This window comes from Alloactinosynnema sp. L-07 (assembly GCF_900070365.1).
Taxonomy (GTDB): domain Bacteria; phylum Actinomycetota; class Actinomycetes; order Mycobacteriales; family Pseudonocardiaceae; genus Actinokineospora.
This window is the reverse complement of the sequence record NZ_LN850107.1, coordinates 4,898,762-4,922,201: the sequence shown is the minus strand read 5'-3', so window position 1 is coordinate 4,922,201 and position 23,440 is coordinate 4,898,762. Positions and strand designations below refer to the sequence as shown.

Sequence of the window (23,440 nt, the reverse complement as noted above, 5' to 3'; positions counted from 1 at the left end):
CGTCGTACGGTGTGGGCTCGGTGGCCGGAGGTCACCGCTAAGCCAACTGCGGGCCACGGGAGGTGGGCGCGGCCGTGCCGCCACGATCGCACCAGGCATTGGGCCGTGGCGCCCCCGTCCTGCGCACCGCACCGGTGTTGGCCGTCCTGGTCTGCCACGACGGTGCCCAATGGCTCCGGCTCGCGCTCTCGGCGCTGCGGCACTCTTCGCCAAGGCCGCGCCACATCATCGCCGTCGACACCGGATCGACCGACGACACCGCGGCCATGCTCGCAGCCGCCGCCAAGGGCACCGACCGGGTCCTCGACGGCGTCATCACCCTGGAGCGCCACACCGGGTTCAGCGAAGCCGTGCACGCCGCTGTCGACCACGCCGTCCAGCGCTGGGGCGACCCGGGCGGGTGGATCTGGGTCCTGCACGACGACTCCGCCCCGGAACCCGACTGTCTGGCCACCCTGCTCCTCGCCGCCGAGGTCTCGCCGTCGGCGGGCGTGCTCGGTCCGCTCGCCGTCGACTGGACCGACCCGCGCGAGGTCGTCGAGGCGGGTTTGTCCACCGACGCGTCCGGTCACCGCCAGACCGGGATCGGTCCGTCCGAACTGGACTGGAGCAGGCCGGCCACCGACGCGCACCGGTTCGAGCAGAGTTCCGAGGTGTTGGCCGTGTCGTCGGCCGGGATGCTCATCCGGCGCGACCTCTGGGAGGAGCTCGGCGGGTTCGACCGCGCGCTGCCGATGCTGCGCGAGGACGTCGACTTCGGTTGGCGCGTCAACCGGTCCGGCCGGGTCGTGCTGTGCGTCCCGGCCGCGCGGATCCGACACGCCCGCGCGCTCGCCCGCGACCTCAGAGGCATCGACGCGCGCTCCCCGCTGGGCATGCTCCCGCGCGCGGTCGACCGCGCCCACGGGCTGCGCACGTTCCTGGTCAACTGCTCGACGCTGTCGTTCCTCATCGGAGTGCCCCGGCTGACGCTGCTCTGCCTGCTGCGCGCGCTCGGGTTCGCCATGCAGCGCAGGCTCCCGGAGAGCGGCGCCGAACTCCGGGCTGTCGGCTACCTGCTCAGCGGCCGCGCGCGGCTGCGGGAAGGCCGCGCGACACGGGCGGCGACCGCGCGCAAGGGCAGCGTGCGCGGGCTGTTCACCAGCAGGCTCACCCGGCTGCGCAACGCCACCCGGGGCGTGCTGTCGACCATGGTCCGCCGCCGCGTCGAGGCCGACGCCGCGCTGGGCAGGCTGCCCGGCCCGGACGCGGTGTGGACCGCCCCCGAGGCCGCCTCGGCGCCGCGCGCGACGCTCGGCCCGGACGCGTTGCCCGCCGGAGCGCACGGCAGGCCCCGCCGGGCCGGGCTGCGCAGGCCGTCCGGCGCGGTCGCGGTGCCGCTGCTGGTGCCCGACGACGCCCCGACCGGCCTGCGGCCCAGTCCGCGGCCCCGGCCGTCGCCGACCCCGCGCGACGGGACCGCCGAGCCCGCGCCGGATCTGGTTCTCGTGCACGTCGACCGGGGTCGGGTGCTGCGTCAGCTCGCGCTGTCGCCGCCGTTGCTGCTCGTGCTCGGCCTGATCGGGCTCGCCGTGGTGGTGAACTCCGGCCGGTGGGGGTTCGACCTGACCGGCGGCAGGCTGCTCCCGGTCGGGGACCTGGGCGAGACCTGGTCGGACTACCTCGCCACCTGGCACGGCGTCGCGGGCGGCACCTCGGCCCCCGCGCCCGCCGCGCTGGCCATCGTCGGTGCGCTGGGCACGGTCTTCCCGCCGATCGGCGGGCCGCCTGCGGCGGTCGCGTTCCTGTTCTTGGCCGACCTCCCGCTGGCCGGTCTCGCCGCCTACGCCGCGACCCGCCGGGCGCCGGTCCGCCGCTGGGTGCGCGCGCTGCTGGCGCTGGGCTACGCGCTGCTGCCGCCCGCGACGGCGGCGGTGGCGCAGGGCAGGCTCGACGTCGTCGTCGTGCACATCCTGCTGCCGCTGGTGGCCGCCGGGGCCGCCGCGCTGCTGGTCCGGGGGCGGACTGGGAGCGGTGGATCGTCGTGGCTGTCGACGGCGGGCGGCACGGCGCTCGGACTCGCGGTGGTCGGGGCGTTCGCTCCGCTGATCCACCTGGTGATCGTGGTCGTCTCCCTGGTCGGCTTCGTCCTCGTACCCGGCGGCGGCGCCCGGCGCGGGGCGGCGCTGTTCCTGGTCGTGCTGATGCCGCTGGCGCTGCTGCTGCCGTGGCCCGCGGTGGTGATCCAGCACCCGTCGGTCGTCCTGCACGGGGTCGGCGCGCTGGTGAGCGCGCCTATGGCGTCGGTGGCCGACCTGCTGAGCCTGCATCCGGGCGGGCCGGGCGCGTGGCCGTTCGTGGGCGGGGCGGTGCTGCTCGCGGTGCTGGTCGGCCTGGCCCTGCGGCCGAGTCGAGCGGTGCTGCCCGGTCTGGGTTTCACGGTCGTCGGGCTGCTCGCTGTGGGGCTCGTCCACGCGGTGCCGATGACCCCGCTCGGCGGTGTCGAGTCCACCCACGGCTGGCTCGGGGCGCCGATGCTGGTGGTCGGCTGGGGTCTGCTGTGGACGATGCTCGGGGTGTGCCGAACCGGGCGGGACGCGGCGCCGGTCCGGTTCGCGCGGCCCATGGCGGCCATGGCGGTGCTGGTCCTGATCGGTCTCGCCGCGAGTGCCGCCGTGGCTGGTCGTCAGGGCCCGCTGCGGGCCGACGATCAGCCGGTGCTGGCGAACACCCTGGTCGAGGAACTCGCCGCGACCGGCCGCTCGGTCCTGTTCTGCGCGGCCGACGGCGCCCCGGCCCGCCAGATCATGTCCCGCCCCCCTCGCTTCGGCGACGACGACATCGCCCCCACCCCCGCCGCCCCGGTCCGCCTGAGCGCCCTCGGCCGCGACCTGGCCTCCGGCGACCCCGACGCCACCCGCGCCGCCATCGCGAACGCGGCGGCCAATGGGGTCCTGTTCGCGGTCCTGCCGGACAAGCCTTCAGGCGACCGCCTCAAAGCCGTGGCGGGCGAATTGGTGGCCGACGCGCCCACGACCTCCGACGGTCGCCCGGTGGTCCGGCTGCAGCTGAGCGCGGGCTCCGCGGCGCTGCTGTCACCCGACCTCGCCCGGGCCGCGGTGACCGGCGGCATGCCACCCGCCCAACTCGACCTCGGCGGCGGCGTGGTCCCGGTCTCAGCAGGCCCGCCGAACGTCGCTGTGCGCGTGTCGGACGGGGCTCAGGGTCGGCTGCTGGTGATCGCGGCCGAGGAGGAGCCGGGCTGGCAGGCCACCGTCGACGGCAAACAGGCCCCCATAGTCCGCGCGTGGGGCCACCTCGTCGCGGTGGCGGTCCCCACCCGCGCGGCCGATGTCCGCGTGGAGATGCCGACCGCCCTGCGCAGCGTGTTGCTGCTGACCCAGGGCGCGGTGGTGTTGTTCATCCTGCTGACGTCGATCCCAGGGCGGCGGGAACAGGAGATCTAGCCCCCAGCCCCAAAGTGATCACGGCGACCGTCTCGCAGCCGTGCGTCCTGACCTGGCGTACTGCGTGGTTCGTCTGTGGCGCAGGTAGCCGCGGACGTCAGAGATCCGCCTGAGTCGGTGGTCAGGCTTCGCCCTCGACTACGCCGGGGTCCAGGCCCAGGTAGGTGGCGACCTGTTCCACGAGCACGTCATGGATCAAGCCAGCCAGGTCGGCCCCGTCCTTCGCCCGCGCCTCCAGTGGCCTGCGGTACAGGACGATCCGGGCGCGGGTCGGCTGGCCGCGTCGGTCCACTCCGGCCTGCACCAACCGAGCCAGCGGCACACCACTGTCGGCGAGCACACCGTCCGGGGGAGCGCCGTCCGGAACCTCCGGAACATCGTCGACCGCGACGTCGAGCTTGGTCAGCTCGGTTCGCCAGCGGGCCTCGATGGGTTCGAGCGCGTCCAGCACGAGTGCGTCGAACTTCTCCGCGCGGGTGCTGGCCGCGGGGAGGGTCGAGGGAAAGAGCGGTCCGCGCAGGCCGCGGCCGTGTCGGTCGCGGTTGCGTCGTCCGCGTCGCCGGGAGCTGCGAGCCGTCACCACGATCAGCAGGGTACGGCTGCGCCGGATGGGTGTGCCAGCGGCATCGCACCGGGGTGCGTGGGCGTGTCGGGCGCACACTTGCGGCGCCGGACTGACCGGAGGCGCTATGGTCACCGATCGTGCGGAGCGTGCGTCGGTGTTCGCGAACCGGGTGTCTCAACCCGGCCGTCGCCACGCTGACCTACGCCTACGCCGATTCGACCGCGGTCGTCGGCCCGCTCGCCACCTACTCCGAACCGCACAGCTACGACCTGTGCGAGGAGCACGCCCTGCGGCTTACGGTGCCGCGCGGGTGGGAGGTGGTGCGCCATGACGGCGAGTTCGCCCTCCCGGAACCCTCGGTCGACGACCTGACCGCGCTGGCCGAGGCCGTGCGCGAAGCGGGCCGGGTCGACCGGCCGATCGAGCAGCCCGAGCCGACGCTGGGTTCGCGCCGCGGGCACCTGAGGGTCCTGCCCGACCCGGTCAACGACTGAGTGCGGTACTGCGGCGAAGTTCCCCGCCGGTAGGCTCGCCGCGAGAGCCCACAGAGCCAACCCCTGGGAGCATCCCGTGCGCGACCTGTCCGGCGTCTTCAAGGCGTACGACATCCGTGGTGTCGTCGGCGAGCAGATCGACGCCGACCTCGTCCGTGCCATCGGCGCGGGGTTCGCGCGGCTCGTGGGTGGGCCGACCATCGTCGTCGGGTACGACATGCGCGACTCGTCGCCCGGCCTGGCCGACGCGTTCGCCGAAGGCGCGAACGGCGAGGGTGTCGACGTCGTCAACATCGGTCTGGCCAGCACCGACATGCTGTACTTCGCCTCCGGCAGCCTGAACCTGCCCGGCGCGATGTTCACCGCGAGCCACAACCCGGCCAAGTACAACGGGATCAAGCTCTGCCGCGCGGGCGCCGCCCCGGTCGGGCAGGATTCCGGCCTCACCGACATCCAGCGCGACGTCGAGAACGAGACCCCCGGCTCCGGCAAGACCGGGTCGGTCGAGCGTCGCGACCTGCTGGCCGAGTACGCCGCGTACCTGAACAAGCTGGTCGACCTGTCCGGCAGCCGCCCGCTCAAGATCGTGGTGGACGCGGGCAACGGCATGGGCGGCTACACCGTCCCCAGCGTGTTCGCGGACCTGCCGTTCGAGATCATCCCGATGTACTTCGAGCTCGACGGCAGCTTCCCCAACCACGAGGCCAACCCGCTCGACCCGAAGAACATCGTCGACCTGCAGGCCAAGGTCCGCGAGGTCGGCGCCGACGCGGGCCTGGCCTTCGACGGTGACGCCGACCGCTGCTTCGTGGTGGACGAGCGCGGCGAGCCGGTGTCCCCGAGCGCGGTCACCGCGCTGGTCGCCGTCCGCGAACTGGTCAAGGACCCCGGCGGCACGATCATCCACAACCTGATCACCTCGCACGCGGTCCCCGAGATCGTCACCGAGCACGGCGGCAAGCCGGTCCGCACCCGCGTCGGCCACTCCTTCATCAAGGAAGAGATGGCGCGCACCGGCGCGATCTTCGGCGGCGAGCACTCCGCGCACTACTACTTCCGCGACTTCTGGAAGGCCGACACCGGCATGCTGGCCGCGCTGCACGTGCTGGCCGCGCTCGGCGAGCAGGACGGCCCGCTCTCGGCGCTGACCAGCGAGTACAACCGCTACGCCGCCTCCGGCGAGATCAACTCCACGGTCGGCGACCAGGCCGACCGGCTGGCCGCGATCAAGGCCGAGTTCGGCGGCCGCGACGGCGTGGAACTCGACGAACTCGACGGGCTGACCGTCCAGCTGCCAGACGGCGCGTGGTTCAACCTGCGGGCGTCGAACACCGAGCCGCTGCTGCGCCTGAACATCGAGGCCGCCGACGACGCCGCGGTCGCCGCGCTGCGCGACGAGGTCCTCGCCATCGTTCGGGCCTGAAAGAGACGATCTAGCCCGGGCGGGGGCGGCCCCGTCCTGGGACACTGGACCCGAGGAGGACCCACCATGGCAGTCGACCTGGACCCACAGTTGCTGGACATCCTCGCGTGCCCGTCGGACGACCACGCGCGCTTGGTCGTCGGCACGCCGGACAACCCCGACGCCGACGCGCTCACCTGCACCGAGTGCGGGCGGCAGTTCCGCGTGGACGACGGCGTGCCCGTCCTCCTGCTCGACGAGGCGACCGAGCCGGGCGAGCCGGACTCGCGGTGACCGCCCTGCCCGACGACAGCCTGCTGGACGACGCGGTCCGGCTGGCCGAGGTCGACACCGACGGGCTGCTGCGTGCCGCGGCGCTGGCGGGCGCGCAGGTGCGTGCGACCGCCGAGGCCGCCGTCGAGGCTCGGCTGGACCGCCTCGAAGGGCTCAAGCCGCGCGCGATCGTGCTGCTGACCAGGCCCGGCCTCGGCCCGGCCGTGTGTCACCTGCTCTCGGCGCTGCTCGCCCCGTCGTGCCCGGTGCCACTGGTCGTGGCCGACATGGTGCCCAGCTGGATCGGGCCGCTCGACGTGGTCATCTCGCACACCGACGACGCGGGCGACGTCGTGCTCGCCGAGTCCATCGCGCGGGCCGGACGCTTCGGCGCGGGCGTCGTGCTGACCGCCCCGGAGGAGGGGCCGGTGGCCGCGGCGGGCGCGGGCATGGCCGTGCACCTGGCGCCGCGGCTCAGCGTGCCGCCGGGCTTCGGCTTCGCCAAGGCGTTCACCACGGGCCTGCTGACCCTGCGCACCCTCGGCCTGCTCGAGGTCGACACCGACACCTTGGCCGACGAGCTCGACAACGAGGCCGAGCGCGACCACATGCAGCACGAGTCGTTCGTCAACCCGGCGAAGTCGCTCGCGCTGCGGCTGGCCGACCGCACGCCGCTGCTCTGGGGCCTGGACTATGTCGCCTCCGCCGTCGGCAGGCACGCCGCGCAGCTGCTGGCCACCCACACCGGCGCGGTCTGCGACGTGGCCAGCTACGCCCAGGCGATGTCGCGCACCGCGCTGCACCGCTCGGCCGTGGCGGCCACCTCCGGCCACGACCTGTTCGCCGACCCGGACGACCTCGGCGGCGCCCCCGCCCCGCCGCGCGCGCTGCTGTTGGCGATCCGCTCGAAGCCCGGCGACCCCGACCGCGCGCACGCGGCGGCGACCCTGCCCGGCGCCGACCTCATCGCCATCGCCGAGGAGATCACCGCCGACGAGCCGACCCTCGCCGCGGTGCTCGCGCTCAGATTCGAACTCGCCGCGCTTTATCTCGGGCTCGCGGCGGGTACCGCGGGTGGATCGGGCCGCTACGCGCCCGCCACGGCCTGACCGGCCAGTTTTCGGTTCGACAAGGGAGTGAAGTGGCAGTGGACCTGTTGCGCAACGCTGTGCGCCCGTACGCGTGGGGGTCGCGCACGACCATTGCCGAGCTGCTCGGTCACCCGGTTCCCGCGCCGCACCCGGAAGCCGAGCTGTGGATGGGCGCCCACCCCGGCGACCCGTCGCACCTGGCCGCGTCCGACAAGTCCCTGCTCGCGCACATCGAGGCCGATCCCGAGGCCGAGCTGGGCGCGGACAACGCTGCCCGCTGGGGCAACCGGCTGCCGTTCCTGCTCAAGATCCTCGCCGTCGAGGAGCCGCTGAGCCTGCAGGCGCACCCGTCGGCCGAACAGGCAGCCGAGGGCTACGAGCGGGAGGAAGCCGCCGGGGTCGGGCGCGACGCGGCCAACCGCAACTACCCGGACCCCACGGCCAAGCCCGAACTGGTGTGCGCGCTGACCGAGTTCCACGCGCTCGCCGGTTTCCGCGACCCGGACCGCACGGTCGCGCTGCTCGACGCGGTCCGCACGCCGTCGCTGTCGCCCTACATCGACCTTCTCGGCGACCAGCCCGACTCCGACGGCTTGCGCGCGCTGTTCACCACGTGGATCACGTTGCCGCAGACCGCGCTGGAAGCCCTGCTGCCCGACCTGTTCGACGCGTGCGTCGCGCACGTGAAGGGCCGCGGCGAGTTCGCCGCCGAGTGCCGCACGGTCCTCGAACTCGGCGAGCGCTACCCCGGCGACGCGGGGGTGCTCGCCGCCCTGCTGCTCAACCGGCTCGTGCTCAACCCGGGTGAGGCGATCTACCTGCCCGCGGGCAACCTGCACGCCTACCTGCACGGCACCGGCGTGGAGATCCTGGCCAACTCCGACAACATCCTGCGCGGCGGGCTCACCCCCAAGCACGTGGACGTGCCGGAACTGCTGCGCGTGCTCGACTTCCGCTGCGGCGACATGCCGGTCACCTCAGGCGAGCCAGACGGGCGCCGCCACGTGTACCCGACTCCCGCGCCGGAGTTCGAGCTGTCCCGGTTGGAGTGGGCGGCCGGGGACGCCGAGGCCGCGCCGCTGCCGTCGGCCCGACCGCAGATCCTGGTGTGCACGCACGGCAAGGTCACGGTCGAGGGCGAGTCGGACACGGTCGAACTCGACCGCGGCCGATCGATGTGGATCCCCGCGACCGACGCGGCGCTGTCGGTGCGTCCGTCCGGTTCGGACGGCGCGCAGGTGTTCCTCGCCACCGTGGGTGCCGAGTCGCCGCTGCACGACACGCTCTAGTGTCCCGAGTTGGAAGTTCGGCGCCAGATCCGGTGATCCGCGTGGTGGCTGGGCGTGCCGAGCGGAAGGTCGTAGTACCGGGTTGTACTTGGCCTTTCGCTCGGTGCGGCCAGGCGCCGCGCGGGCGCCGGAGGTGGTGTCGAACTTCCAACTCGGGCCACTAGGCTCCATCCAGACATTCCGGACTGAGGGTAAGAGGAGCTGCTGTGTCCGCAGGGGGTAGCACCAAGGCGATCCTGGCCGCGCTGTTCGCCAACGCTGGAATCGCCGCGGCGAAGTTCGCGGGCTTCCTGGTCACCGGGTCGTCATCGATGCTCGCCGAGTCGGTGCACTCGGTGGCCGACACCTCCAACCAGGGCCTGCTGCTGCTCGGGCAGAAGACCTCCCAGCGCGCCGCGACGAAGGATCACCCGTTCGGCTACGGCCGCGACCGGTACTTCTACTCGTTCATCGTCGCGCTGATGCTGTTCACGCTCGGTTCGGCGTTCGCGCTCTACGAGGGCATCCACAAGGCGATGCACCCGGAGAAGCTGACCTCGGCGATCGTGGCGGTCATCATCCTGGTCCTGGCGATCGGCCTGGAGACCTACTCCTTCCACACCGCGATCGTCGAGTCCAGGAAGGTCAAGGGCGACGCCTCCTGGTGGGGCTTCATCCGCCAGTCGCGCACCCCGGAGCTGCCGGTCGTGCTGCTGGAGGACGCGGGCGCGCTGTTCGGCCTGGTCCTCGCGCTCATGGGCGTCGGCATGACGGTGATCACCGGCGACCCGATCTGGGACGCCATCGGCACCATCTCGATCGGTGTGCTCCTCGGGGTCATCGCGATCATCCTGATCATCGAGATGAAGTCGCTGCTGATCGGCGAGGGCGCCACCGCGCCGGAGCTGTCCACGATCGAGGCCGAACTGGTCGGCGGCAAGATCGACCGCGTGATCCACATCCGCACCCAGTACGTCGGGCCGGATGAACTGCTGATCGCGGCGAAGGTCGGCCTGGCGCCCGGGCTGCCGCTGGAAGAGGTCGCCCAGGCCATCGACCAGGCCGAGTCCCGCATCCGCGCGTCGATCCCGGCCGCGCGGCTGATCTACCTGGAGCCCGACCTCTACCGCGCGCCGGTCGTCTGATCCAGCGCGACGACCGCGGCGGTGATGGCGGCTCTGGTGTCGGGGTCGTGTACGAGTCCGTCCGGTCCGACGTCGCCGTGGCTGACGTGGACTGAGACGACGGCGTCCTCGATGATCAGGGAGCCGGTGTAGCCCAGGACGGTCCGCAGCGACTCGTGGGCCTTCGCCGCGCCGCGGGGTGCGGAGTTGATCCACGCGACGGGCTTGCCATAGGTCTCGCCGCCGCCGACGCTCCAGTCGAGCAGGTTCTTGAAGGAGCCGGGCAGCGCCCCGGCGTATTCGGGCGTGCAGAACAGGATCCCGTCGGCCTCGCCCAGCGCCGCGCGCAGTGCGGTGACCGCTGGGTGCAGCGGCTCGGCGTCGTCGTCGGGGTTGAAGTGCGGAAGGTCGGCGAGGCCGGTGTAGTGCGTCAACCGCACGCTCGGAGGAGCCAGCGCGGCTGCCGTGGCCAGGACCGCCGCGTTCGTCGAGCCCGCGCGCAGGCTGCCGCAGACGAGGAGGATTCCCATGCGGCAGACGGTATCGGGCTTGTGATCACTGTCCAACAGGGAGACCACGCCGCAGGAGGTCGCGCACCGCGGCGGAGATCTGCGCGGGTGCCTCCTCGGCCATGAAGTGTCCGCAGGTCACGGTGGTGTGGTCGAGGTCGGGGGCCTCGCCTGGATGGCGCTGGGCGTGGTCATCTACTTCGGCTACAGCAGGCGCGACTCCGTGCTCGGCAAGCGGGTCGGCGCCGACAAGTAGGATCCCCGCTCGTGCCGCTGCTGTGCTTGGACGTCGGATCAACCTGGACGAAGGGCGCCCTGGTCGCGCCCGACGGCACTCTCCTGGGCACCGCCCAGCACGCCACGACACCGCCGGAGGTCCTCGACGGCGTCGCCGCTGTCACCGACGCGCTCGACGCTCGCGCCGCCGAGGTCCTCGCCTGCTCGTCGGCCGGTGGCGGTCTGCGGCTGGCGGTGGTCGGTCAGGAGCGGCTGGTCAGCGCCGAGGCCGGGTACCGGGTCGCGCTGTCGGCTGGGGCCAAGGTCGTGCACGTCTCCAGCGGCGACCTCGACGGCGCGGGCATCCGGGCCCTACGCGCGGACCGGCCGGACGTGATCCTGCTGGTCGGCGGCACCGACGGCGGCGACCAGCGGGTCCTGCTGCACAACGCCCGCAGGCTCGGGGCCAACCGGATCGCGGTGCCGATCGTGTTGGCGGGCAATGTCGAGGCCCAGTCCGAGGCGCTGGAGTCGTTGGCGGGCCGCAAGGTCGTCGCCACCGCCAACGTGCTGCCGGACGTCGGGGAGCTGGCGCCCGGCCCGGCTCGCGCGGCGATCCGGTCGGTGTTCCTCAGTCACGTGATCGGCGGCAAGGGCCTGTCGCGCGGCCCCCGCTTCCGCTCGCTCGTGCGGACCGTCACCCCGGACGCGGTGCTGACGGGCGTGTCCAGGCTGGCGGGCGTCTTGGCGCGGGACGAAGAAGAAGGCGCGGTGCTCGTCGTGGACGTCGGCGGCGCCACCACCGACGTCTACTCCGCTGTATCCACTGTGGACGGTGAACGGGCGGCGACGGTCGCGCTGCCCGCCGACCGCCGCACGGTCGAGGGCGACATCGGCATGCGCTGGTCGGCGCCGGGGATCGTGGCGGAAGCCTTGGCGGAACGCCTGATCACCGCGCCGGAGGACCTCGGCGCGGCGGCGAAACACCGCGCGGCGGACGTGGACTTCATCCCGACCACCGCCGAAGAGTCCGAAGTGGACATCAGGTTGGCCGCGCTGGCCGCGATCCTGGCTGTGCGCAGGCACTTGCGCTTGGTCGAGGGCAACCTCGGCCCCAAGGGCGCGGGCCTGCTCGTCCTGTCCGGCGGCGTCTTCCGGCACGCGTCAGCCGACGCGCTGGCGCAGGTCGAGGCGACGCTGCGGGCGGACCCGATCGTGCGTCCGGTGCTGCGTACGGCGCGGGTCGTGGTGGACCGGAGCTACGTTCTCGCGCCCGCCGGCCTGCTGGCGGACGCGGGTCACGGTGACGTGGCCGATCGGCTGCTGGAAGGCTCCATCTAGAGGTGCCTGCCCGCGGTGACCTCGCCGAACGTCAGCGTCGGCACGGCTTCCATGATCTCGCCGATCCGCGCGACCTGGGATTCGACCTCGGCTGACTGTTTCCTGGTGAGCCGGGTGAACGCCTCGACGGTGACCGCCGTGCGCTTGCCGGACCGCTTCTGGTGCCAGATCCCGGCGACCACGCCGTCGATCAATACCACCGGAACCGTGCCCGCTTGGCCCCGAGACAGCGCCCGCTCATAGGCCTGACCAGGGAAAACGCGGTCGCGCGGGTGGGAGCCGACGGTGTAGCAGTCGAAATAGGGCAGCAGCCGGACCCCGCACGGCCGCACCTCATCGGCCGGTTCGTCCAACCGCCAAGCGTCCTCGACTGGGCGGACGCGGTCGCCGAGCGCGGCGAACAGCGTGGCCGCGCCCGCCGGGGCCATGCCGAGCCAGCGGGCGAACTGCTGGTGGGTGACGGGGCCGTACGCGCGCAGGTAGCGGCAGGCCACCTCGGCGAGCGCCGTGCCACCGTCGAGGGGGTCGCCCTGGTCGGGGCGGGTGTAGGTGACCTTGCGGCCGCGGTCGGGGCCGAACCGCAGTGCGCCGCGGTAGGCGGCCAGTTGGATCACCGAGCGCCACTTCGGCCACAGGCCGTCGAAGCCCGGAAGCACCAACTCGCCCGCCCAGTGACCCGCCCGCTCGACCACCCCGGCGTTCAGCTCATCGATGGTGAGCGCCTGACCGTCCAGCGCGTCGGCGATCGCGGCGATCACCGCGTCGACCTCGGCGTCGGTCATCCTGGCGGGTTCGGGCAGGGTCGGGCGGGGAATCGGCGCGTGCGCGAGGGCCGCCATCCACAGCGACTCCTCGGCCGCGGGGAACAGGTGCACGGTGCCGCGCATGCCGTAGGTCTTGACCAACTCGCCGTCGGCCAGCGCGGCGCGGACATCGGCCCTGGTCGTCCCCGCGACCCGCAGGCCGAGGGCGACCTCGGCGCCGGACATCACCTGGGCGTGGACGCCGCACACGTCGGCCGCCGCGGTGACCAGGCTGTCGGTCGGTTCGGTCAGGTGGTGCCGGGCGAGCCTGCGGCGAAACACCTTGGCCCAGTCCATCTACCGCCTGCCGACCCGGGGCCAGGGGAGTCCGGCCGAGTCCGGGTCGGCCGGGTCCATCCCCGCCGCCATCGCCACCGCCCGGTCCCACTCCGGGTCGACCGGGTAATCGTTGTGGCCGAGCACCCCGGCCGCCCACCGCCGTCCGGGGAAGGGGCCGCGCATCGGGTCCGGCAGCCAGTGGTCGCCGCCGAGCACCAGGGCGCCGGTGGGGCTGACCTGCGCGGCGGGCAGGGGACCGATGGTGCCGTCCGGCCGGAAGCCGGTGCCCAGCAGCTTGCCGTCGCAGACCTGGCGGTTCCACGTCGTCACGGCGCCGCCGAGCGGGTCGGTCCCCCGGCACAGGGACCGCCAGCGGGTGCCGAGTTCGCCCGCCAGATGGGCCAGGGAGGAGTGGGGCACGACGCCTGGGAAGGCGCGCGCGTAGGCCCACTGGAGGTGGGAGCCGACGGTCAGGATGCCGAGGCGGTGGCGTTCCGGCTCGTTGATCGATTCCAGCAGCCGGGCCGCGGTGACCGCGACGATGAGCCCGCCCTGGCTGTGGCCGGTCAGCACGACCCGGGTGCCGGGGTCGCGGAGGTGTTCGACCGTGCGGGCCGCCAGCTCCGGCACGACTTTCAGCGCGTAACAGGGCGGCACCGTCGGGTGGGCCTCGCGCGGCCAGAAGCAGGCCAGGTCGGCGACCACGCCAAGGCGCCTGCCGCTGGCCGGGTCCTTAGCCGCGGTGTAGACCGCGCGCAGCAGGGCCGCGGCGAGCAGGCCGAGGGCGAGGATGCCGACGGCGGACAGCGGCTCCATCCAGAACGGCGGCGCGAGCCCGGCGACCCGCATCGTGACCGCCACCCCGGCACCGACCGCCAGCACCGCGGCGCCCGCCAGCAGCAGCCGGTGCAGGTTGCGGCGCTGCCAGGCCGCGGTGTGCCAGGCGCGGTCGGCCCAGGCCCGGTCGCGCGGCTTGCCGTGGTGGAGCAGGTCGACCTCGCGCCTGCCGCGCCTGCGCCAGAAGCCGACGCCGACCCAGGCGGCCACCGGCAGCGCCACGACCAGGCCGATCGCCGCCGCGGCGCCCCACAGCAGGGTCACCCGCTCGTAGCCGTCGGGGAGCCGCACGCCGTCGGACCCGACGAGCTTGCCGACGGTGATCGCCAGGCCCGCGCCGAAACCGCCGCCCAGCAGTCCGGCCACGGCCAGCACCGGCGCCGACATCCAACCGCCCGCCCACGGCCGCAGCCCGCGCGGCAGGTCGGACCACGTGCGACGCGCCATCAGGGCCGCGGGCACCAGCAGCACGCCAAGCAGCACGATCACCGCGATCAACGCGCCCGCCACGGCCTCGACCGTGGCGCCCGAGCCGGGTAGACCGGTCGCGGGCAGTTCGATCACCGCGCCCGCGCCGCCGACCAGCCCCACCCCGAGCGTCAGCGCCAGCGCGCGGACCGGCCCGTTCAGCGCGGTCCGCAGCAGCCTGCCCGCGCGCTCGGGCACCGCGCCGCGTGGATCGTCGAGCGTCAGCACCGCCAGCAGACACAGTCCGAGGAGACCAGCCGCGCCGAACCACAGCGCCCGGTCGGCGACATCGGCGGGCACGCGGAACGGGCCGCCCAACGCCAGCAGCGCCACCGTCGCCAGCGCCGCGACCAGGTGCAGCGCGCGCAGGGCCGGGGTGTCGGGGTCGGCGACGAGATTGCGTCCGGGCAGCTCCACCCGGGTGTTGGGCGGCGCGGCGGGCGGGTTGGGGGAGTCGGCGGTCTCCCACGCCACGCCCGACACCCGGTGCAGCACCAGCACCGCCAGCAGCACCGGCACCAACCCGGCGAGCGGGCGCACTGGGTAGGTCTCGCGCAGCCAGTTCGGCACCGAGTCCAGGCAGCCCGTTCCCGGCGCGAGGCACTGCGCGGCCACCAGGTCCAAACTCACCACTGTGGCCTGCGCCACAAGCAGCATGGTCAGCAGCACCGCGGCCAGGCGCAGCAGCGCCCGCGCCGCGCCGCCGAGCAGCCGGGCGGGCCGGTGCCCGCTGGGGATCGGTGGCAGCATCCAGTGGGCGACGTTGGCCAGTGAGAACGGGAACAGCAGCGCCCAGGTCGCCTTCGCCCAGCCGCCGGAGGTCATCGCGCCCCAGACATAGCCCTCGACCACGCGGGGGATGGATCTGCCATCGGCCTGCAGGACCGGCCCCGGTGCCGGACGCTGGAGCCGGTCGGCGGGTCGTACGATTCGGCCGACGCCGTCGCCGGCGACGTCGACCGCGGACCCGGCCGACACCAGCGACTCCGCGCTGGTGCCCATCAACCCATGCACCCGCAGCTCGACAACGCGTGTTTCCGTGCCTGTAAGCAGCACTTCTCTCCCAAGTTGCCCATCCGGCCGATCACGCCTCATTGGGCGATCCGTGTCCCCTCGGACAACGGTAGTGTTCGACAGGGACCAGAGTCTGGAGGATTCACTCGATGACCGCAGAAGACACGCGGACCACGACCGGGGCGAGCTACGCGCAGACCCGCAACGGCATTGATTTCGCCGTCGCCGATCTCTCCCTCGCCGAGTTCGGCCGCAAGGAGATCCGCCTCGCCGAGCACGAGATGCCCGGCCTGATGGCGCTGCGCCGTGAATACGCCGAGGTCTACCCGCTCAAGGGCGCGCGGATCTCGGGTTCGCTGCACATGACCGTGCAGACCGCGGTGCTGATCGAGACGCTCGTCGACCTCGGTGCCGAGGTGCGCTGGTGCTCGTGCAACATCTTCTCCACCCAGGACCACGCGGCGGCCGCGACCGTCGTCGGTCCGCACGGGACCGAGGAGGAGCCCAAGGGCGTGCCGGTTTACGCCTGGAAGGGCGAGACCCTGCCCGAGTACTGGTGGGCGACCGAGAAGATGATGACGTGGCCCGACGGCGGCGGCCCGAACATGATCCTCGACGACGGCGGCGACGCCACGCTGCTCGTGCACAAGGGCGTCCAGTACGAGAAGGCGGGCGTCGTTCCCGACGCCACCGAGGAAGACTCGGAGGAGTGGGCGCTCATCCTCGAGACGCTGCGCAACTCGCTGGCCGCCGACTCCGGCAAGTGGACCAAGATCGCCGAAGGCATCAAGGGCGTCACCGAGGAGACCACCACCGGTGTCCTCCGGCTGACCCAGATGGCCGCGGCCGGGGACCTGCTGTTCCCCGCCATCAACGTCAACGACTCGGTCACCAAGTCGAAGTTCGACAACCGCTACGGCATCCGCCACTCGCTCGTCGACGGCATCAACCGCGGCACCGACGTGCTGATCGGCGGCAAGGTCGCGGTCGTCGCGGGCTACGGCGACGTCGGCAAGGGCTCCGCGGAGTCCCTGCGCGCCCAGGGCGCCCGCGTCATCGTCACCGAGATCGACCCGATCTGCGCGCTGCAGGCGGCGATGGACGGCTACGAGGTGCGCACGCTCGACGAGGTCATCGACAAGGCCGACATCGTCATCACCACGACCGGCAACAAGGACGTCGTGCTCGCGGGCGACATGGCCCGCATGAAGCACCAGGCCATCCTCGGCAACGTCGGCCACTTCGACAACGAGCTGGACATGGCGGGCCTGGCCCGCTACCCCGGGGTCCGGCGGATCAACATCAAGCCCCAGGTCGACGAGTGGGTGTTCCCGACCGGCCGCTCGATCATCGTGCTGTCCGAGGGCCGCCTGATGAACCTCGGCAACGCCACCGGCCACCCGTCCTTCGTGATGTCGAACAGCTTCTCCAACCAGGTCATCGCCCAGGTTGAGCTGTTCCTCAAGCACAAGGAATACGACAACGAGGTCTACCGCCTCCCCAAGAAGCTCGACGAGAAGGTCGCCCGCATCCACCTGGAAGCCCTGGGCGGCTCGCTGACGAAGCTGACCAAGGAGCAGGCGGAGTACATCGACGTCGACGTCGAGGGCCCGTTCAAGTCGGAGCACTACCGCTACTGACGCGAAGATCTTTTTGGCCCCGGCACGCAACCTCGCGTGCCGGGGCCGCGTCTTTTCTGGTGAGTTCGTCAGAACGTGTAACGGATCGATAGCCCTAACCGATCTTGCATAGTTCTGACGCGCTGGGGGTGCGTCGGACCCGAAGCCGCCCCGGGGGTGGACGACGTCGGTGGGTGAGGGATTCTCCGAATGGGGTACGGGGAACGCCTCACCCACCGACGTCCTGGCTTTCTGGTGTAGAGTGGCTCTTGCTGAGGCTGTTGAGCCGATGAAGTGAGCCCGAAGCGTGTCCGGACGGTCACCCTTCGGGCTTCGCGCTTTCAAAGGCCGTCGAGATCGACCTCACCGGAGACGATCGGCGCGATCCGCTTCCTCCACTCCGATCCGGCGCCATAGCACCAAGCCACGACATCGGCGATCCACAGCAGCGGCTCACCGGTGCTCATGTGCTCGTAGATGAACGTGTGATCGATGCGGCTCAGCGTCGTGCTGTCGATGACGTCGCGATGGGAGCGGCTGTCGATCACGAGCCTGCTGATTCGGTGCCCAAGCAATTCCACGGCCGTTCGCAGGCACGCTTGGCGTGCCGTCTCGTCGTGGCGTCGACACGTCTGGCTGTAGATGTTCACCTCGACCGGGAGACGGGCGAACGAATCGGCCAAAGCCCGCCGCCGTGGGTCTTTCTCCTTCTTGAAGTGGATCTCCCGTTGGCCAGGGAGCAGCAGATTTCTTACATCACGTCGGAGCTCTCGCAGGTGTCGAGGCTCGACCAGGGCTACTGCGACGTAGTACCGCGATCCGCGGCGGGACTCGTCGACAAAGGCGTGGATGGACATGGTGTCCTTCATGATGACCACGCCCCGGCTGACACGATCGAGACACCGTTAGGGTCTTCGGCATGGGTCGTCTCATCGTCATCGAAGGGCTCGACGGGGCCGGTAAGCGCACCCTCGCCGAGAAGCTCACCGCCGCCTTCGCCGAGCAAGGCGCGCGCACGGCCACCATGGCCTTCCCCCGCTACGGCCGCAGCGTCACCGCCGACCTCGTCCGCGACGGCCTCTACGGCAAGCTCGGCCCCCTAGGCGACTCCGTCTACGGCTCGGCCATCCTCTACGCGCTCGACCGCCAAGGCGCCGCCGCCGACATCCAGTTCAAGCTCGACACCGCCGACGTCCTCCTGCTCGACCGCTACATCTCCTCCAACGCCGCCTACGGGGCCGCGCGGCTGCACGAGGACGCGGACGGCGAGTTCGTTCAGTGGGTCAAGTCCATCGAGGTCGACCGCTTCGAACTTCCCCTCCCGCACGCCCAGCTCCTGCTCAAGGTCACCGCCGCGACCGCCAAAGAGCGGTCCGAGCACCGCGAGCGCACCGAGAACCGCGAGCAGGACAAGTGGGAGGCCGACGCCGACCTTCAGGCGCGGTGTGCGGAGGTCTACGACGGGCTGGCCGCGAGTGCCTTCCTCAGCCCGTGGCACGTCATCGACGGGGCCGCCGAGACCGACCTCGCGACACTCTCGAAGCACCTGCTCACCCCCTAATCCGCGCGCAGTGCGAATATGTGCTCATGAAGGCACGTGTGCTGGTAGTGGACGACGACCCGGCTCTCGCCGAGATGCTCACGATCGTGCTGCGCGGCGAGGGGTTCGACACCGCCGTCGTGGCCGACGGCTCGCGTGCGCTGCCCGCGCTGCGTGAGCTCAAACCCGACCTGGTGCTGCTCGACCTCATGCTGCCCGGCATGAACGGCATCGACGTTTGCAAGGCGATCCGCGGCGAGTCGGGGGTCCCGATCGTCATGCTGACCGCCAAGAGCGACACCGTCGACATCGTGCTGGGCCTGGAGTCCGGCGCCGACGACTATGTGGTCAAGCCGTTCAAGCCCAAGGAACTGGTCGCCCGGGTGCGCGCCCGGCTGCGTCGGACCGAGTCCGAGCCCGCCGAGACCCTGGGCATCGGCGACCTGACCATCGACGTCCCCGGCCACGAGGTCCTGCGCGACGGCAAGGCCATCCAGCTCACGCCGCTGGAGTTCGACCTGCTGGTCGCGCTGGCCCGCAAGCCGCGGCAGGTGTTCACCCGTGAGGTCCTGCTCGAACAGGTCTGGGGCTACCGCCACGCCGCCGACACGCGGCTGGTCAACGTGCATGTGCAGCGGCTGCGGTCCAAGGTCGAGCGCGACCCCGAGCACCCCGAGGTCGTGCTGACCGTGCGGGGGGTCGGGTACAAGGCGGGCCCTCCGTGACAGGCCACTGGTGACCGCGTTCCTCACCCGGCACCTGCGCACCATCGTCGCCGCCGCGACCAGGGTCATCGCGAAAAGCAGGCGTCGCTCCGCCGCGTTCGGCGAGCTGTGGCGACGGTCGCTGCAGATCCGGGTCGTGGTGAGCACGCTGGCCCTGGGGTCGGCGGTCGTGTTCGTCCTGGGCATGGTGCTGCAGAGCCAGATCACCGAGCGGCTCATCAGCGCCAAGGAAGGCGCCGCGGTCGACCAGACCCGCGACGCCGTCCTGGTCGCCCAGCGTGAGCTGCTCGGCATCTCGCTGGGCTCGGACATCCAGAGCAGGCTCAACAGCGCGCTGACGAAGCTGACATCGTCGTCGCCGGACCCGCAGGCCGGGACGGCGTCGGCAGGCGCGTTCGAGCCGGTTCTGGTCAGCGACCAGGTCGGCTTGCCGCTCAGCGACGTCAAGGCCGCGGGCGCCTACGTGGACGTGCCCAAGTCGCTGCGCGAGTTCGTCCTGACCAGCGCCAACCGCACGGTCTCGCAGATCCACACCGTCGACCGCGACGGCGAGCGGATCACCTTCCTCATGGTCGGCGCCCCGGTGACCACCGCGTCACCCGCCCTCCAGCTCTACATGCTCTATCCGCTGACCGCTGAGCAGCGCACGGTCGAGGTCGTGCAGAGCACCTTGCTGGTCGGCGGCATCGTGCTGATGCTGCTGCTCGCGGGCATAACCAACCTGGTGACCCGCCAAGTGGTACTCCCGGTCCGCCGCGCCGCCCGCGCCGCCGAGCGGTTCGCCGACGGCGAGCTGGACGAGCGCATGGTCGTGGCAGGCGAGGACGACGTGGCACGCCTGGCTCAGTCCTACAACGAGATGGCCGAGAGCATCGAGCGGCAGTTCCGCCAGCTTGAGGAGTTCGGCCAGCTGCAGCGCCGCTTCACCTCCGACGTCTCCCACGAGCTGCGCACCCCGCTGACCACGGTCCGCATGGCCGCCGACGTGCTGCACGCCTCCCGCAAGCAGTTCCCGGCGGGCCTGGCGCGCTCCACCGAGCTGCTGGTCGACGAACTGGACCGGTTCGAGACGCTGCTGGCCGACCTGCTGGAGATCTCCCGCCTCGACGCGGGTGTCGAGGAGCTGGTCGCCGAGTACGCCGACCTGCGCGCCATCGCCCGGCGTGCGGTCGAGTCCGTCCGGGTCATCGCGCGGCGGTCCGGCTCGGAGATCGTGCTGGAGCTGCCAGAGGAAGAGATCATCGCCGAGGTCGAGTCGCGCCGGGTCGAGCGGATCATGCGCAACCTGCTGGCCAACGCCATCGACCACGGCGAGGGCAGGCCGGTCGAGCTGCGCTTGGCCGCCACCGACGACGCCGTCGCCTTCACCGTGCGCGACCACGGCGTCGGCCTGCGCACCGGCGAGGCCGACTTGGTGTTCAACCGCTTCTGGCGGGCCGACCCGTCGCGCAACCGGCACACCGGCGGCACCGGGCTCGGCCTGGCCATCAGCCTGGAGGACGCCCGCCTGCACGGCGGCGGCCTCGACGCCTGGGGCGAGCCGGGCGACGGCGCCTGCTTCCGGCTCACGCTGCCGCGACAGCAAGGCGAGGAATATGGCGAGAGTCCCCTCGCGCTGCCCCCGGTCGACCAGGCGCGGCTCGCGGTCCCCGAGGAGGTGGCCCAGTGACCAGGCTGCTCGTCGCGGTGCTGGTGTTCGCCGCGGTCACCTCGGGCTGCGCGAACATCCCCGACCGCACCCCGCCGAAGGTTGTGCTCGACCAGCCCGTCACCGAGCCGAGCAAACCAGGCAAGCCGCGCCCCGACCTCGACCCGTTCTCCCTGGTCCAGGACTTCGTCAACGCCGCGGGCAACCCCGATGCGGCCAAGACCTACCTCACCGAGGAAGCGGGCCAGCACTGGCCGAGCAGCCAGGTGCCGACGATCCTGCAGGACAACTTCACCATGCCGCCGCTCACCGGCCAGGAGAACGGCGTGGACCCGGCGAACCCGGACGAGAAGGTCGTCGTGCTCACCGGGACCGTGGTCGGCAGGCTCCGCGACAACCATGTGTTCTCCCCGGAACCCCAGAGCCTGGAGCACCGGGTCGTGGTCCGCAGGCAGCCCGACCGACAGTGGCGCATCGCCACCCCACCGCCGGACCTGCTGATCACCCAGTCCAAATTCGACGTCGCATACCGGCGCGTCAACCTGCAGTTCTTCGACTCCGAGCAGCGCGTGATGGTGTCCGATCCCCGCTACGTGGAGAACGAGCCACGCGAGGGACTCGAGGACCGGGTCATGCGCCTGCTGGTCGCGGGCGCGTCCGACTCGCTCAAGACGGCGGTGCGCAGCCCGCTGGCCGGGATCAACCTGCGCACCAACGCGGTCCTGGAGAGCGGCGCCGTGGTCGTCAACCTGACCCAGGTCGACAAGTCGGTCGAGGATCGCAAACGCATCGCCGCCCAGATCGTCGAGTCGCTGCGCGAGGTCACCTCCAGCCCGGTCCGCATCCTGAGCCAGGACCGCCCCTTGCTGCCCCAGGTCGAGTGGCGCCCCAGCGACGTCGACTCCTACGACGCGCTGACCACCCCCAAACCCGACCTCCTCGGCCTCGTGGCCCACGGCGGCCGCATCTACTCGATGCGCGACGGCAAGGCCATCGAAGGCCCATCGGGCGCGGGCGCCTACGACATAGCCAGCGCCGCCCAGTCCATCGACGGCACCCAACTCGCGATCGTCCAGCGCACGGCCGCGGGCATGCGCCTGCGCATCGGCGCCCTCAACGCCGACCTCGCCGAGGTCTCCCACCCCGCCGCCGCCACCCTCACCCGCCCCACCTGGCTCTACGGCGACAACGGCGGCCGAGAGGCATGGACGGTGCTGGACGGCACCGTGGTCATCAGGGCGGTAAGGACACCCCAAGGCGGCTGGGAAGACCTCTCAGTCGACGCCTCAGAACTCACCGCCAACGGCGGCACCATCACCCAACTCCGCCTGTCCCGAGACGGCGTACGGGTCGCGGCAGTCGTGAACGGCGAGATCAAGATCGCCTCCGTGGTCCGCACCGACGACGCCGTATCTATCAGCCTCCCCAGAACCCTCCACGGCGCCAAGATCAAGGAAGCCGTCAGTGTCGACTGGATGGGTAAAGACGCACTGATCGTGGCCACCCGGCAGAACCTGCTTCCCGTGGTCAAGATGCCGATCGACGGTCTCGCCTTCAGCGTCTACAACTACTCGACCCTGACCCAGCCCATCACCGCGATCACGGCGTCGCCCAGCAGACCGGCAGTGGTGACGGACGGGTCAGGCATGTGGTCGGCACAGGAAGCAGGCCCCCTGTGGCAAGCGCACCCCCACGGCCAGGGCCCCGGCTCAGTGCCCTTCTACCCAGGCTGACGCCAGCACCCCCAGCACCCCCGGCACCCCAGAACGCAAGGGCCCAACCAGGCGCCCACCGCGCCAAGAACGCCTGTGGACAACCGACCGCGCCAAGCACGCCTGTGGACAACCCGACCGCCCACACCAAGAACCGTCGGTGACCACCCGCACGCTGAACGCATGCTCAACGCACTCCTGGACCTACTCCTACCCCGCTTCTGCGCAGGCTGCCGCACCCAAGGCACCCGCTGGTGCACCCCATGCACCGACGCCACCGACGGCCTCTTCACCGTCCGCCGAGCAGCCCTGGAAAAGCGACCCCCAGCCCACGCACTAGCTCCCTACAACGGCCCAGCCCGACGTTTCGTCATCGCCTACAAAGACGGCAGACGAGAACTAGCCCCCATCATGGGCGCCCACTTCGCCAAAGCCCTGCTCCGCCTGGAAACCCGTGACGTAACCATGGTCCCAGCACCATCCCGCTGGTCAGCCGCACGAAAGAGGGGCGGAAACCACATCGCACGAGCCGCCGAACACACCGCCAAAGCCCTCACAAACCACCAAATCACCGCCCAAGTGGTCCCAGCGCTCAAGATGGCCTGGCGAACCCGCGACTCAGCCGGACTGAACCCCATCCAACGTGCCGCGAACCTCCACGGCGCGCTCACGGTCGTCCGCAAGCCGCCGCCAGGGACACCCGTCGTCCTCCTCGACGACGTCATCACGACCGGCGCCACCATGGCCGCCTGCATCGATGCCCTAGCCGCCGCAGGGATACCAGTGGCCGCCGCGGTCAGCTTCACGGCCACTATCTGATACACCCACACGGGTGAACCTGAGTTCGGGAACCCTCAGCCGCCCGCGTCCGTTGGCCAAGTATGCGGCGTGACGCGAGCGACCCGGTTCCTCCATCGGAAGCAGGTACCACTAAGCCGTTCGCATCATCGTCCTACGCCGCTCAGTGGGAGCTATTGCGCCAGTTGAGTGAACGTTCGGCCACCCGTCCGGGGGCGTGTCGCGGGGCATGGCCTTGGCTACCTGCGACGTCGTCGCGCGCGGTGAA

General features: G+C 71.6%; 19 protein-coding genes. 14 read left to right on the top strand and 5 right to left on the bottom strand.

Annotation, left to right across the window (positions count from 1 at the left end; genetic code table 11):
- Window positions 1–74: 74 nt before the first annotated feature.
- On the top strand, window positions 75–3,446 hold the full coding sequence (locus BN1701_RS21940; protein WP_231949672.1) for a glycosyltransferase family 2 protein: 3,372 nt from the start codon (window positions 75–77) through the stop codon (window positions 3,444–3,446).
- A 121-nt stretch (window positions 3,447–3,567) separates the two neighbouring features.
- On the opposite strand, the gene BN1701_RS21935 is transcribed toward BN1701_RS21940, so the two are convergent.
- The gene (locus tag BN1701_RS21935; protein ID WP_054056025.1) at window positions 3,568–4,029 is read right to left on the bottom strand and encodes a metallopeptidase family protein; all 462 of its coding nucleotides are present in this window, start codon (window positions 4,027–4,029) and stop codon (window positions 3,568–3,570) included.
- Window positions 4,030–4,148: 119 nt separating this feature from the next.
- Between BN1701_RS21935 and BN1701_RS21930 the strand changes: the two genes are divergently transcribed.
- From BN1701_RS21930 to BN1701_RS21905, 6 genes are all read left to right on the top strand, one after another.
- Complete coding sequence (locus BN1701_RS21930) at window positions 4,149–4,505, top strand: DUF3499 domain-containing protein (protein ID WP_054051757.1); 357 nt, start codon at window positions 4,149–4,151, stop codon at window positions 4,503–4,505.
- Between the two features lie 76 nt (window positions 4,506–4,581).
- Complete coding sequence (locus BN1701_RS21925) at window positions 4,582–5,928, top strand: phosphomannomutase/phosphoglucomutase (protein WP_054051755.1); 1,347 nt, start codon at window positions 4,582–4,584, stop codon at window positions 5,926–5,928.
- 66 nt (window positions 5,929–5,994) lie between these two features.
- A complete protein-coding gene (locus BN1701_RS21920; protein ID WP_054051754.1) occupies window positions 5,995–6,201 on the top strand; it encodes a Trm112 family protein in 207 nt (68 codons plus the stop codon).
- A gap of 5 nt (window positions 6,202–6,206) precedes the next feature.
- Window positions 6,207–7,289 carry a hypothetical protein gene (locus tag BN1701_RS21915; protein WP_054056024.1) on the top strand — a complete coding sequence of 361 codons (1,083 nt, stop codon included), beginning with the start codon at window positions 6,207–6,209 and terminating at the stop codon, window positions 7,287–7,289.
- A 38-nt stretch (window positions 7,290–7,327) separates the two neighbouring features.
- A complete protein-coding gene (gene manA, locus BN1701_RS21910; RefSeq protein WP_054051752.1) occupies window positions 7,328–8,560 on the top strand; it encodes a mannose-6-phosphate isomerase, class I in 1,233 nt (410 codons plus the stop codon).
- A gap of 206 nt (window positions 8,561–8,766) precedes the next feature.
- Complete coding sequence (locus BN1701_RS21905; RefSeq protein ID WP_054051750.1) at window positions 8,767–9,684, top strand: cation diffusion facilitator family transporter; 918 nt, start codon at window positions 8,767–8,769, stop codon at window positions 9,682–9,684.
- On the opposite strand, the gene BN1701_RS21900 is transcribed toward BN1701_RS21905, so the two are convergent.
- Window positions 9,663–10,193: an NADPH-dependent FMN reductase gene (locus tag BN1701_RS21900; RefSeq protein WP_082859983.1), complete on the bottom strand. Its 531-nt coding sequence runs from the start codon at window positions 10,191–10,193 to the stop codon at window positions 9,663–9,665. The two genes, BN1701_RS21905 and BN1701_RS21900, sit on opposite strands and share 22 nt — an antisense overlap.
- A 246-nt stretch (window positions 10,194–10,439) precedes the next feature.
- On the opposite strand from BN1701_RS21900, the gene BN1701_RS21895 reads away from it, so the two are divergent.
- A complete protein-coding gene (locus BN1701_RS21895) occupies window positions 10,440–11,729 on the top strand; it encodes a glutamate mutase L (RefSeq protein WP_054051748.1) in 1,290 nt (429 codons plus the stop codon).
- On the opposite strand, the gene BN1701_RS21890 is transcribed toward BN1701_RS21895, so the two are convergent.
- Window positions 11,726–12,829, bottom strand: a complete 1,104-nt coding sequence (locus BN1701_RS21890; protein WP_054051746.1) for a winged helix DNA-binding domain-containing protein — start codon at window positions 12,827–12,829, stop codon at window positions 11,726–11,728. The two genes, BN1701_RS21895 and BN1701_RS21890, sit on opposite strands and share 4 nt — an antisense overlap.
- Entirely contained in the window at window positions 12,830–15,118 is a 2,289-nt protein-coding gene (locus tag BN1701_RS21885) for a hypothetical protein (RefSeq protein WP_197672130.1), read from the bottom strand.
- 161 nt (window positions 15,119–15,279) lie between these two features.
- Here BN1701_RS21885 and ahcY point away from each other — a divergent pair, with 161 nt between their 5' ends.
- On the top strand, window positions 15,280–16,770 hold the full coding sequence (gene ahcY / locus BN1701_RS21880) for an adenosylhomocysteinase (RefSeq protein WP_054051740.1): 1,491 nt from the start codon (window positions 15,280–15,282) through the stop codon (window positions 16,768–16,770).
- A gap of 320 nt (window positions 16,771–17,090) precedes the next feature.
- Here ahcY and BN1701_RS21875 read toward each other — a convergent pair whose 3' ends face one another.
- Complete coding sequence (locus tag BN1701_RS21875; RefSeq protein WP_231949671.1) at window positions 17,091–17,618, bottom strand: hypothetical protein; 528 nt, start codon at window positions 17,616–17,618, stop codon at window positions 17,091–17,093.
- A 50-nt stretch (window positions 17,619–17,668) separates the two neighbouring features.
- On the opposite strand from BN1701_RS21875, the gene BN1701_RS21870 reads away from it, so the two are divergent.
- The 5 genes from BN1701_RS21870 to BN1701_RS21850 all read left to right on the top strand — a co-directional run bounded on the left by BN1701_RS21870 (window position 17,669) and on the right by BN1701_RS21850 (window position 23,193).
- Window positions 17,669–18,310, top strand: a complete 642-nt coding sequence (locus tag BN1701_RS21870) for a dTMP kinase (protein WP_054051737.1) — start codon at window positions 17,669–17,671, stop codon at window positions 18,308–18,310.
- A gap of 26 nt (window positions 18,311–18,336) precedes the next feature.
- Entirely contained in the window at window positions 18,337–19,014 is a 678-nt protein-coding gene (gene mtrA, locus BN1701_RS21865) for an MtrAB system response regulator MtrA (protein WP_054056022.1), read from the top strand.
- A 10-nt stretch (window positions 19,015–19,024) separates the two neighbouring features.
- Window positions 19,025–20,683 (top strand): MtrAB system histidine kinase MtrB, encoded by a 1,659-nt coding sequence (gene mtrB / locus BN1701_RS21860; protein ID WP_157368154.1) that lies wholly within the window; start codon window positions 19,025–19,027, stop codon window positions 20,681–20,683.
- Window positions 20,680–22,395, top strand: coding sequence for an LpqB family beta-propeller domain-containing protein (locus BN1701_RS21855; RefSeq protein ID WP_054051733.1), 1,716 nt, complete (start codon window positions 20,680–20,682; stop codon window positions 22,393–22,395). Before mtrB ends, BN1701_RS21855 begins: the two co-directional genes overlap by 4 nt.
- Before the next feature lie 162 nt (window positions 22,396–22,557).
- Window positions 22,558–23,193: a ComF family protein gene (locus BN1701_RS21850; protein WP_067520845.1), complete on the top strand. Its 636-nt coding sequence runs from the start codon at window positions 22,558–22,560 to the stop codon at window positions 23,191–23,193.
- Window positions 23,194–23,440: the final 247 nt, after the last annotated feature.